This is a genomic window from Acidovorax sp. LjRoot117 (assembly GCF_964252695.1).
Classification (GTDB): Bacteria; Pseudomonadota; Gammaproteobacteria; order Burkholderiales; family Burkholderiaceae_C; genus Acidovorax.
In genome coordinates, this window is record NZ_CAXUPO020000009.1 from 219,507 (window position 1) to 231,566 (window position 12,060).

Genomic DNA, 12,060 nt, shown 5'->3' on the forward strand with positions numbered 1-12,060 from the left:
TGCAGGTGGTGTGGCTGTCTCGTTCAGGTGGCCGGCGCCAGGTCGTTGCGGCCACGGCGTACCGTGCGCTTGCCGTCTTGCTTGCCGGCGTACATGGCTGCATCGGCCAGGCGCAGCAGCACCTGCGGGTCTGCGCTGTCCAGCGGCGCGATGGCATAGCCTGCCGTGAGCCCCACGTGCAGCCGCAAGTGGCTCAGGCTGAACGGCTGCTCGAAGGCACGCAGCAGCGCCTGGCCCAGCTCATGCGCCTGCTGCGGTGTTTCCAGGCCCTGCGCCATGATGATGAACTCGTCGCCGCCCATGCGGGCCACCATGTCCGAGTGGTGGCGCACGCTGCGCTGCAGGCGGTGGCCCACGGCCACCAGCAGGTCGTCGCCGACGTCGTGGCCGTGCGCATCGTTGACGGGTTTGAACCCGTCCAGGTCCATGAGGTAGAGCGCCACCAGCCGCTGCTCGGAGCACTGCGCCAGCGCGGAATGCAGCGCATGCTGCAGGCCGCGCCGGTTGCTCAGGCCGGTGAGGTGGTCGGTGTGGGCCAGCGAGCGCATCAGATCGCGCTCCTGCATGGCTTCCACGGCGCGTGCCTGGGCCGCGTTGGCGCGCAGGCCCAGCACGCGAAAGAAGAGCAGCATGTCCAGCGTGGCGCCGAACTGGAACGAATGCAGCGTCCAGAAGTTCGCGGGCACCCAGCCCTGGACCAGGCACACCATGACCGCGGCGGCGACGCCGAAAGCGACCCATGCAGCCAGCAGGGTGGCGCCGATCGGGTCTCCGCGCCGCACCCGCGTGATGGCCGCGGGCAGGCTGATGAGGGAGGGCAGGGCACCCGCCAGGCTCATGTAGGCAATGCCGATGGGCACGCTCACCCAGCCGAGCACGAGCGCGGCGCACACCGCGGCGGTGATCGCCGCGCCCGCCCGCATGGTGCGCGCGTACCGGCTGTGCGGTGTGTCGCCGGCCAGCGTGTGGCCCAGGAACAGGAACGAGCCCGCCAGGGCCATCAGCCCGGCTGCCAGGCCCGCATACCGGCCCATCCAGAGATTGTCGGGCCACAGGAACTGGGCGCCCAGGCCGAAGAACTGCAGCGAAAAAATCGCGCTGCCCAGCACCACCAGCGCATAGAAGCCGAACATCCGGTCGCGCTGCGTGACCCACTGGACCAGGCTGTAAGCGAGCAGGAAGAACGCCAGCCCGTTGAGCAGGCCCTGCAGCATCTGCTCGCTCAGGGCTGCATGCATCTGATAGGGCATCTCCCCCACCGTGATGGGCAGGATCAGCGGCCCCGTCGCCTGCACCCGGATCAGCAGGTCGTACGGTTGCCCGGGCTGCAGCTCGAACGCCATCGCAGGGGTGCGGCTGGACAGCTGCCCCTCGCCCGGCTGGCGGGTGCGCAGTCTCTGGATCACCTGGCCGCCGCGGGTCAGGTAGATCTCGGCCTGCAGCGAGCTGTAGCCCAGATCCACCACCCAGGGCGTGCGCGGGGCCTCGGGCGCAATGACGGGAATGCGCAGCCACATCGCGGCCTTGTGCACACCCAATGATCCACCACGCCGGGCGGGCGCCTCGAACGCGTCCAGGCGTTCCAGCATGTCCTCGGCCGTGAGGCTGTACGTGGGGTCGGCCTGCAGGGTGATGGCTTCCCACGCATTCACCTGGGGCCGGGCCTGCGTCAGCACCAGGGGCGCGTCAGCCCGTGCCTGCAGGGGCACGGCCATGGGTGCGAGCAGCCACAGCAGGGTGAGTGCCAAGCCGCGATGCGCGCGCCAGAGCCGGGCCGGGAGCAGGAGGGCATGGAGCAACAGGTGCATCAGTGGGGAGGCCCTGGTTACGCGGGTCGCTGCGCCTGCGCGGAGCCCGTGGCCTGCGCCTTCTGGGTCCGGCCCAGGCCCAGGCTCCAGCTGCCGTGCGTGGTGAGGCGGTCTTCCAGGCGGTTGAGCCAACGGGGTGCGTTGGGGTCGTCGCTCCAGCTGTGGACCACGTCGTCGACCTGGTTGAGCAGCGCGGTCGGCAATTGCAAAGGCCGTGTCTGGCTCATGAGCACCCGGCTCATGAAGTGGTAGCCCAGCACGCGGGTGAGGGCGCGGACTATCGAGAACCGGGGCATTGCCAGGCGCACCACCGCATCGAGCACGCGCGCCGCGATCAGCACCACCCAGAACAACAGCGCCGACGACCAGGGCACGGGCTGGGTCAGTCCCAGGTCGCTGGCCGTGTCGCGCCCGCACAGGTAGCGGGTCATGAGCTGGGGGAAGGGTTTGACGATGTCCCACGGCAAAGCCTTGGCCATGGTCTGCATCAGCGCCTGGCCCAGGGCTGGGCGGGGATCGGGGCTGATCGGGTCTGCGCGCCCGCGCGCCTGCATCTGCGCCATCAGCACCTGGCCTTGCTCCATGGTGTCGACCATCAGCGAGCGTTCGATGCCCAGGACGTGGCCCACCACGTTCCAGGCATGCAGGTAGGCTTCTTCCTCGTGGCGCGGCAGTCCGATGCCCAGCTTGTGCAGGCTGCGCAGGAACACATAGCCGAAGGTCAGCAGCGTGTAGGCCAGCTCTTCCTGGTTGCAGGGCAGGCCGTCATCGGCCACGTCCCAGCCGCGCGCATGCAGCATCTGGAACATGGTGACGCCGCGGCCGCCGTTGGCGGGCAGCGGCGTGGGCGCGATGGCGCTGGCATCGCCTGCTTTCAGATGGTCCACGGCACGCTGCGGGCTGCCGTGCAGGATGAGGTTGCGGATGGTGGCGTGGATGAGTCGCACCTTCAGCACCTGCGCCACGCCCGCACCGCGTTCGCTCAGGCCGCCGTGCATCATCACCGGAAAGATCATGGCGGCGGTGGAGCGGATGCGGTATTCGGTGTTCTGCTCCAGCTGCCCGGCGGTGTGCAGCACGGCCGACAGGTCGGGGATCACGTAGCACTCGGGCAGGCTGGCGCAAAACAGCAGGATGCACGACAGCGCGCCGTGCTCCATGAACAGCTTTTCGGCGCGCTCGATCTGGCGGGCGTCGGCCCAGTCGGGCAGCACCTGGGCGGTGCGGACATAGTGGTTCAGCGCATCGGCCATGGCCTGGTCCACATAGCCATCGGCCGGCTTGCCGCCCACGGTGCCATGCACCGGGCCCACCGCAACCGTCCACTGCGCGATGCCCGCGTTGTCGGCCCATTGGCCCAGCAGGATGTTCACCGTGTCCAGGCGCTTCCATTGCTCGGCATCGGCATCCACCATGCCGGGGGGCCAGGGGCCGAGCATGTCGGCAATGGTCTGGTCGGCCAGCGGGTCGGCGTGGTGCTGCATGCCGGCCAGTTCGGCGTCGGGAAGCGGGAAGTGGCGGGAGTTCGTCATGGTGGCTGTCTTCATGCTGCGGCTTCTGTGGGGGTGCGCCAGCGCTGGAATCCCGCCATGGCGCACAGCAACGGTATGCCCATGGCAAACGGGGCGATCGAGCGGATCTCCACCGGGTTGCCCAGGACCATCTGGAACACCATGCCGGACGCGTAGATGGCCAGCGGGACCAGCGCGTGGCGCCGCAGGAAGGGGCTCACGGGCTGCAGCGGGCGGCGGCGCACCGACAGGCGAAAGCTGAAGATGATGCAGAAGGCGACGAACACCCAGCCGAAAAAGCCCTGCACGGTCTCGCCGAACCAGGCGCCGTCGGTCTTGGCCATGATCCAGGCCTTGAGCGTGTAGACGAGGTAGGGGTCGGCGCCCAGGTCGAACGCGGTGACGATCATCGCGGCCAGGAACGACAGCATGGCCGCATTGCCGAGCCCCGGCGCGCCGTCCACTGCCGACTGCCACACGATCAGGTTGCTGATCACGTAGCCCGCGTAGGTGAGCGAGAACCACATCATGGGGATGACGATGGGCACGTTGACGAGCCGGGCCCCCAGCACATCGGTGTAGGTGTAGTGCCCGAAGAACCAGCCGTGCGTGCTGCCCATCTGCTCGGCGAACCAGCCCAGGCTCACCGCGATCAGCACGAACTGCAGCGCCGGGCGGGCGCCGAGCAAATGGGTGGCACTGGCCCAGCAGCACGCGAACATGAGCACCGACGCAGTGACGATGGCAATGGTGGTGTCGTTGTGCGTGCGCAAGGCCGTGACCACCAGGAATGCCGCGAGCAACGCGAAGGTCACCGCGGGCAGTCGGGCAGTCAGGGGAGTCTTTGCAGGCATGTGGGGTGTATCACGCTGTAACAAACCCCCAGTGTAGAGGATGCGCCCGTGATTCGCGCCCCTTGTTTTTGCAGAAACCTCAGTGCCTTTTCGGTACTTTTGCGGGCCGTTTTGGTGTTATATCAGCGTCGCACCGTGGCGGCTCAGCGCATCACGGGGTCAGGGCTTTCAGCGAAGCGAGATTGAGCAAGGAGGCCTCGATGGCCGCCGCGGTGGCCACCGGCTGCTCCATCGGGAACAGGTGGCTGCCGTCCAGCATCATCGTGCGGCCCTGCGTGATGCGCAGGGTCAGGGCCATGCCCACCTGCTTCATCTCTTCGGAGTCGCGCCCGCCGATGAAGGCGGCGGGGCACTGCAGCGGGTGCGCGGCCAGCAGCCGGCCCAGGTTGTGCGGCAGCGTGTTGTAGATGGCGGTTTCCACCGCGCGGTCGAACCCCAGGATGCGCTTGCCATCGTGGTCCACCAGGCCGTGGGTGACGTAGTCGTGCAACACCTCCGGGTCCCAGCGCGCGAACGCCTTTTTCTTGCGAAAGTGTTCCAGCGCCTCGTCGTTGCTGGCCCAGCTGAAGCGGCGCTGCCGGCTGATCTTGCCCGGCGAGATCGAGCCCACCACCTGCGTGCGTTTGGCCACGTCGACGGCATTGGCCTTCCAGCCGCCCAGCAGCGGCGAGTCGATCAGGAGCACGCCCCGCACCAGCTCGGGGTGGCGCGCGGCAGCCATCACGCTCAGAAAGCCGCCGAGCGAATGCCCCACCAGAAACACCGGCTGGCCCAGGCGCTGCACCTGCGGCGTGGCGAAGTCGGCCAGCTGCTGCACCAGGTGCGGCCAGTTGTTGGTGACGGGGTACTGCGCTTCGTGGCCGTACCGCTCCACGGCATGCACCTCGAAGCCGCGGGCCTTGAGGTGCTGGAAGAGGACGCGGTAGGTGCACGCCGGAAAGCTGTTGGCGTGCGAGAAAACGATGGGGAGCATGGAGGTACGCGCAGGGAGCAAGGGCTGCAGCCGGCACCCCGGACGGGGCGCGCGGGGCAGGTCAGATGAGCTTGTCCAGGTGGTTGGTGATCTTCTTGAGCGGCTTGCTGCGCGCAGGGTTCACCATGATGGGAACGTTGGTGGCACCGCCGCCCCAGGCCGGGTCCTCGATGCTGTCGAACACCTCGCGCAGCTTCTGGCCCCAGTTGTCGTGCAGCATGCGGAAGTACGGGTTGTTCTCGTCGATGCAGACCACCTTCTCGGTGGAGAAGCGGTCGACCTCGTAGACCACCAGGTCCAGCGGCAGTCCCACCGACAGGTTGGACTTGAGCGTGCTGTCCATGGACACCAGCGCGCACTTGGCGGCTTCGTCCAGCGGCGTTTCGGGCGTGAGCACGCGGTCGAGCACGGGTTTGCCGTATTTGGACTCGCCCACCTGGAAGTACGGCGTCTCGGACGTGGCCTCGATGAAGTTGCCGGCCGAGTAGACCTGGAACAGGCGCATGCCCTCGCCCTTGATCTGGCCGCCGAACACCATTGACACATTGAAGTCGACGCCCGAGCGCTTGAGCGCCAGGCCGTCGCGCTCGTGCACATGGCGCACCGCAGCGCCCAGCACGCGGGCGGCGTCGAACATGCTCTTGGCGTTCCAGATGGAGATGGTCTCGCCCGAGTCGCCGTCCTTGAGCTGCTCGGTCTGCAAGATTTCGCGCACCGATTGGGAGATGGACAGGTTGCCGGCCGACAGCAGCACCATGAAGCGGTCGCCCGCCTTCTCATAGACCATCATCTTGCGAAAAGAACTGATCTGGTCCAGGCCGGCGTTGGTACGGGAATCGGACAGGAAAACCAGCCCGGCGTTGAGTTTGATGGCGACGCAATACGTCATGGAGCAGATGGTGGGTCTAGGGTGGGGGAACCCGCAAGTTTAGTCCGGCTTGCGCTCCAGGTTGGTGCATGGCCCGTGCAAGGCCCTGCGCGCCGCACGGCGCTGGCGCAGTTTTGAGTGAATTGCTATTGAAATAATAGCTGGCAGCGCACGCCAGGCATGCGGCAGGTGGCATTTACACTCAATTGGCCAGCATCTTCTTGAGTTGGTAAAGCGCGTCCAGCGCCTCGCGCGGGCTCAGCTGGTCGGGGTGGATGCCCGCCAGGGCTGCTTCGATGGGGCTGGCGCCCGCGCCCTCGGGGGCCTCCGGCGTGGCGAACAAATCCACCTGCAGATCGTTTTCGCCCGCACGCTCTTCCAGCGCGGCCAGGGCATGGCGGGCGTGGTGCAGCACGGGAGACGGCATGCCCGCCAGCTTGGCCACCTGGATCCCGTAGCTGCGGCTGGCGGGGCCGGGCTGGATCTCGTGCAGAAAGACGATGTCCGCGCCGGACTCGGTGGCGCTCACGTGCATGTTGATGGCGTGGCGTGCCTTGGCGGGCAGCTCGGTCAGTTCGAAGTAGTGCGTGGCGAACAGAGCGAACGCGCGCGTCTTGTCGTGCAGGTGCGTGGCGATGCCGCTGGCCAGCGCTAGGCCGTCGAAGGTGCTCGTGCCGCGGCCGATCTCGTCCATCAGCACCAGGCTGTGCGGCGTGGCGGCGTGCAGGATCTGCGCGGCCTCGGTCATCTCCAGCATGAAGGTGGACTGCGCGTTGGCCAGGTCGTCCGCCGCGCCGATGCGGGTGTGGATCGCGTCGATGGGGCCCAGGCGGCAGTGCGATGCGGGCACGTGGCTGCCCATGCAGGCCAGCAGCACGATCAGCGCCACCTGCCGCATGTAGGTGCTCTTGCCGCCCATGTTGGGGCCGGTGATGATCTGCATGCGCGTGTTGGCGTTCAGGCGCGTGTGGTTGGCGATGAAGCTGCCGCTGGATGTCTCGGCCAGGCGCGCCTCCACCACCGGGTGGCGGCCGTTCTCGATCTCGATGCAGGGCTCGGGCACGAACTGGGGCGCGCACCAGTTGAGCGTGAGCGAGCGCTCGGCCAGGGTGCACAGCACGTCCAGCGCGGCCAGGGCCTGGGCCAGTCGGGTGAGGGCGGGCACGTGGGGCTGCAGCTGGTCCAGGATCTGCTCGTACAGCCACTTCTCGCGCGACAGGGCGCGCTCGTTGGCCGACAGTGCCTTGTCTTCGAAGGTCTTGAGTTCGGGCGTGATGAAGCGTTCGGCGTTCTTCAGCGTCTGGCGGCGGCGGTAGTCGTCGGGCACCTTGTCCACATGGCTGCTGGTGACCTCGATGTAGAAGCCGTGCACCTTGTTGAACTGCACGCGCAGGTTGGGGATGCCCGTGCGGGCTTTCTCGCGCGTTTCCAGGTCCAGCAAAAAGGCATCGCAGTTGGTCTGGATGGCGCGCAGCTCGTCCAGCTCGGTGTCGAAGCCGCTGGCGATCACGCCGCCGTCGCGCACCAGGGCCGCGGGCTCCTCGTCGATGGCCGCGCACAACAGCGCGGTGCAGCCCTCGGGCGGGTGCAGGTGGCTGAAGATTTGAATCAAATAGGGCTCTGGCGCTTGCCCGGAAAGCGCAAGGTGCTCTGATTTTTGTAGCGTCTTGCACAGGGCGACCAGCTCGCGCGGGCGCACCTGGCGCAGGGCGATGCGGGCGGTGATGCGCTCCACATCGCTCACGCCCTTGAGTTCGCCGCGCAGCAGGGACCACGGGCCGCTGCCCCCGCCGGCACCCGCGTCGCCGCGCAGCGCCGTCGTGGCCGACAGTCGCTGGCGCGCCTGGTCGCGGTCGCGCTGGGGCTCGAGCAGCCAGGTCTTGAGCAGGCGGCTGCCCATCCCGGTCATGCAGGTATCGAGCAGCGAGAACAGGGTGGGTGCATCGTCGCCGCGCAGCGTCTTGACGAGTTCGAGGTTGCGTCGCGTGGTGGCCGGCAGGTCGATCAGGTCGTCGCCGCGCTGCACCTGCACGCTGTGCACGTGCGTGAGCGTGCGGCCCTGCGTGTGCTCGGCATACGCCAGCAGCCCGGCGGCGGCGGCGTTCGCCTCGCCCAGGTCTTGTGCACCCCAGGCCTGCAGGCTGGCCGCGCCCAGGTTTTCCAACAGCTTGCGCTCGCCCAGGGCACTGTCGAACTGCCAGTCGGGCCGCGGGCTCATGGGGCAGGTGAAGGCGCCGCCCTGGCGCAGCACCTGCAGTTGCTGCTCGAAGCGCTCGGTCACGCCGGCGCTGTAGATCAGCTCGCTCGGGGCCACGCGCGCCAGCCAGCCGCCCAGTTCGTCGTGCGCGCATTCGGCCAGGTACACGCGGCCCTGGGTCACGCTCAGCCAGGCCAGGCCGCAGCGCGCGCGGGGCGCCTGGTGCACGGCCATGAGCAGCGATTCGGATTTGTCGGACAGCAGTTCGGTGTCGGTCAGCGTGCCGGGCGTGACCACGCGCACCACCTTGCGCTCCACCGGTCCCTTGGCCGCGCCGACCTCGCCCACCTGCTCGGCAATGGCCACCGACTCGCCCATCTTGATCAGGCGCGCCAGGTAGGTCTCCAGCGCATGGAAGGGCACGCCTGCCATCAGCACCGGCTGCCCGCCCGACTGGCCGCGCTGCGTGAGCGTGATATCGAGCAGGCGCGAGGCCTTCTCGGCGTCCTGCCAGAAGACTTCGTAGAAGTCGCCCATGCGGTAGAGCAGCAGCGTGTCGGGGTACCCGGCCTTGAGCGCTAGATATTGCTGCATCATGGGGGTATGACCGGCGAGGTCCTGCTCCCCTGCGGGTGTTTGGGATTTGTCTTGTGTGTTCAACAACTTAACCAGCTATTTCTTGGTCTCGCATTGCCAGGGATTTTCCATTGCCGTCAGCCCTGCCGATGCTTTGGGGAGGGGGCTGTTTTGGACCGAAGCGCATTTTCGTTGATCTGGCTATCGCTTGGCGCCCGCCTTCGAACTGCAGTGAAAAATCCTGATGTTCTCGGCATCTATGAAAGACAACACCGTCTGCCGGATGCCCTCAATGCTCATGCGCCAGATGTCGGCCAGCAGGTGATCCGTTCTTGGCTGCTTCAGCGGCCTGGGACCACCTACAGATTTCGAGGAGGGTGCCCGCTGAAATCTCCCGGCTGGACGAACTCATCGCCCAGACACATGGCCTTCAGGCGTTGCTGGACCAACCCGGACCGCTGCGGCTCGGCAATCATGCCTGGCAGCACGTTCGCGAAGTCCGGGCTCGCCAGCAGTTGAGTCAACGCTGTGCTCACGGCCTGCCGCAGCGCGGCGGGCGCCACAGCCATCTCACTGGCCAGCTCCTCGCGTCCATCGACGATGTTGAGCACGTCTTCGATGTCGTGGCTGCTCAGGTAGTCGCCGCCACCGCGGCCTGCGAAGGCCTCCAGTTTGGTCGCCACGAAGGCCACGGCGCTGACCAGCCGAATCGTGATGCCCGATCCCAAATTCGCAGGCGCTGCACTTTCAACCGCATACGGATACCACCGGTTGGAGAACCCCAGCACCTGCGGCTGCACCGGCATCAGGTCGAGCAGGAGGCCCGACTCCTTGTGCACCCAGCGGCAGATCACATCGCTGCTCATATCGCGCGCGAAACCACGCTGCGCCACGGCTTCCTCGATGCGATAAAACAGGGCTCGACTGGCGTTCACTACCGCATCGACGTCGCGGGTGGCGCGCACCGGGTCGGCCAGCGGGTCCGTCACCAGCAGGCCGGCGACGGCACCGCCGACGAACACCACCTGTTCACGCAGATCGCCCAATGCCTCGGCGATCTGGCGGAGCTGCGGCAGATTCGGATCATCGGCCCGCATCGGGTGCCTCAGCGTGTAAGCGCATCAGTTCGGTCTCCAGGAGTTGGGCAGCAAGGTTGCGCTCGCGCGCCCTGCCTGTGCGCAAGGCATCGAGCAAGGCCAGCAGGCGATGGAGCGACGGGTCGGCCAGAGCCGCCTGCGCAGCGGTGCGGTAGAGCGGTGACAGCGTCGGTCCCTTGGCCTTGCCGTCAGGATGTGCCCACACGGGCGCCTCTCCTTGCGCAACTGTCAACTGGCTGGCCAGCGGCTCGGCTCCGAATGCCGTCGGGACACCGCGCTTGACGGGGCCCATCGTGGCCGGCCAGACGTAGCGCACGCCATGCAGCATGAACTCGAGCAGGTTCGGCCGGACCGGTGACCATTCGACGCGTGACGGCGCCACGGCGAGGCCTGATGCCACGGCCCGCTTCACGCTGGCATGCGCTTCCGAAGCGCTCATGCTCAGCGCCTCGCCCAAGGCGGCGTATGGCCACCGTTGGGGCGGGTGGGCTGCAACCTTCAGCAGCACCAGCAGGTCTTGGGGTTTGAGGTCCATGGGCGATGTGAATTCGCTATTCGTGAATTGCGAATATCGCTGATGCACGAGCGTTTGGCAAGCTTTGGAGAATCTACGCGGATGGGTACTGACAAGGTAGGGGCAAGAGTGACAGGTTGGAGACTATAAAAAATGAGGGGACGGCGTCACTGGCACTGATCAACAACCGCATGCCCTGTCGCTGACCTGTACTGCAGCATCGTGGGTGTGTGGTGTTCCAACGTCTCGGACATGCAGGGAGACCAGCCATTCAACCCCTGGGGTTTCCCCTCACGCGGTTACATGTCTGTTTGTCATGGCGTTACGTTTTGACATACTCTTGCCTGTATGCTGTGCCATGGCCTGGCGCAGTGGCCGCCACGGCTTTGCAACCGGCTGCTGTGCGCGCGCAGGCCCCTTTCCTTCAGAGGTTTCAGACCGACCGTGATTTCGTCCGAACTGCTGACCGACCTTCTTGCTCCCGCTGGCGAAGGGGCCATCGAGCCCATGGCGCAGGCGCGCCTGCAGGCCCTGGTGGATGCGGTGCCGGTGGCGCTGATGGAGTTCCGGTTGCAGGGCGGCCGCCTGCTGCTGCTGGCCGCCAATGCCGCCGCGCGCCGCATGCCGGGGCTCGGTGCGGTGCGCCACCCCGGTGCGGACGCCAGCGAGGTGTTCGACCTGCTGGCCGGCACGCAGCTGCTGGACCAGCTGCACGGCGTCGTGCGCGTGGGGGCGCCGCTGGAGTGCCGCCAGGTGGTGCGCGAAGCCGGGCGCCTGCTGCTGGCCTGGGACCTGTCCGCGCGCCGCGTGACCACGGACTGCATCGTCGTCACAGTGCGCGACGCCACCGAGGCCGAGACCTTGCGTGCCGCGCTGGCCAACGCCGAGCACGCCCTCGAAGAAGTGCGCCGTGAGCTGCGCGAGCAGACCGACGTCTTCAACACCATGGAAAGCCTGGCCCGCGCAGGGCACTGGCGCCGCATCGAGGACCCGGGCGAGACCGTGCTGCTGTGGTCGCCCGGCCTGTGCAACATCGCCGGCTTCGAGCAGCAGGAGTGGGTGGATCCCGAGCGCGCCGTGAGCGGCATCCTGCCCGAGGACCGCGGCGTGTTCGACAAGGTGCGCGAGCGCGGCCAGGGCCTGGATGTGGAGTACCGCTGGCGCCGGCCCGATGGCGAGGTGCGCTGGATGCGCTCGCGCGTGCAGCGCACGCTGCCGCGCGACGGCGTGCAGGTGGTGATGGGCGTGGTGCAGGACGTGACGGACGAGCACCGCGCGGCCGAACAGCTGCGCGAGCAGCTGCTCTTCATCCAGCGCATCGCCAGCCGCATCCCCGGCTTCATCTACGAATACCGCCTGCATGCCGACGGCAGCACCAGCGTGCAGTACATCAGCGACGCGGTGCGCGAGTTCATGGGGGTGGAGCCGCACGAGGTGACGGCCGACCACGAGGTGCTGATGCTGCGCGTGCTGCCCGAGGACCTGCCGCATGTGCAGAGGTCCGCCATCACCTCGGTGCGCAAGCTCGTGCCCTGGCAGTGCGAATACCGCGTGCGCATGCCCGACGGCAGCATCCGCTGGCACATGACCAACGCCATACCGCACCGCGAGCCCGACGGCTCGGTGGTGTCCCATGGCTTCACCATGGACATCACCGACCGT

General features: G+C 67.4%; 9 protein-coding genes. 1 reads left to right on the plus strand and 8 read right to left on the minus strand.

The features are described from left to right. Positions 1-23 precede the first annotated feature (23 nt). The 8 genes from ACSQ3D_RS21125 to ACSQ3D_RS21160 all read right to left on the minus strand — a co-directional run bounded on the left by ACSQ3D_RS21125 (position 24) and on the right by ACSQ3D_RS21160 (position 10,419). Positions 24-1,808 carry a diguanylate cyclase domain-containing protein gene (locus ACSQ3D_RS21125; protein ID WP_436128194.1) on the minus strand — a complete coding sequence of 595 codons (1,785 nt, stop codon included), beginning with the start codon at positions 1,806-1,808 and terminating at the stop codon, positions 24-26. Positions 1,809-1,825: 17 nt separating this feature from the next. After that, positions 1,826-3,355 (minus strand): oxygenase MpaB family protein, encoded by a 1,530-nt coding sequence (locus ACSQ3D_RS21130; RefSeq protein WP_436128195.1) that lies wholly within the window; start codon positions 3,353-3,355, stop codon positions 1,826-1,828. Further along, positions 3,352-4,173, minus strand: a complete 822-nt coding sequence (locus ACSQ3D_RS21135) for a carotenoid biosynthesis protein (RefSeq protein WP_436128196.1) — start codon at positions 4,171-4,173, stop codon at positions 3,352-3,354. Before ACSQ3D_RS21135 ends, ACSQ3D_RS21130 begins: the two co-directional genes overlap by 4 nt. Before the next feature lie 151 nt (positions 4,174-4,324). After that, complete coding sequence (locus ACSQ3D_RS21140) at positions 4,325-5,146, minus strand: alpha/beta fold hydrolase (protein WP_396504102.1); 822 nt, start codon at positions 5,144-5,146, stop codon at positions 4,325-4,327. A 61-nt stretch (positions 5,147-5,207) separates the two neighbouring features. Further along, entirely contained in the window at positions 5,208-6,035 is an 828-nt protein-coding gene (locus ACSQ3D_RS21145; RefSeq protein WP_056413095.1) for a proteasome-type protease, read from the minus strand. Positions 6,036-6,216: 181 nt separating this feature from the next. Continuing rightward, the gene (gene mutS, locus ACSQ3D_RS21150) at positions 6,217-8,808 is read right to left on the minus strand and encodes a DNA mismatch repair protein MutS (protein WP_436128197.1); all 2,592 of its coding nucleotides are present in this window, start codon (positions 8,806-8,808) and stop codon (positions 6,217-6,219) included. 338 nt (positions 8,809-9,146) lie between these two features. Continuing rightward, positions 9,147-9,884 carry a hypothetical protein gene (locus tag ACSQ3D_RS21155; protein ID WP_200912395.1) on the minus strand — a complete coding sequence of 246 codons (738 nt, stop codon included), beginning with the start codon at positions 9,882-9,884 and terminating at the stop codon, positions 9,147-9,149. Further along, positions 9,871-10,419: a hypothetical protein gene (locus ACSQ3D_RS21160; protein WP_436128198.1), complete on the minus strand. Its 549-nt coding sequence runs from the start codon at positions 10,417-10,419 to the stop codon at positions 9,871-9,873. The genes ACSQ3D_RS21155 and ACSQ3D_RS21160 overlap by 14 nt, the downstream gene beginning before the upstream one ends. A gap of 423 nt (positions 10,420-10,842) precedes the next feature. On the opposite strand from ACSQ3D_RS21160, the gene ACSQ3D_RS21165 reads away from it, so the two are divergent. Further along, on the plus strand, positions 10,843-12,060 hold a 1,218-nt coding region (locus ACSQ3D_RS21165), incomplete at its 3' end, for a PAS domain-containing protein (protein ID WP_436128199.1).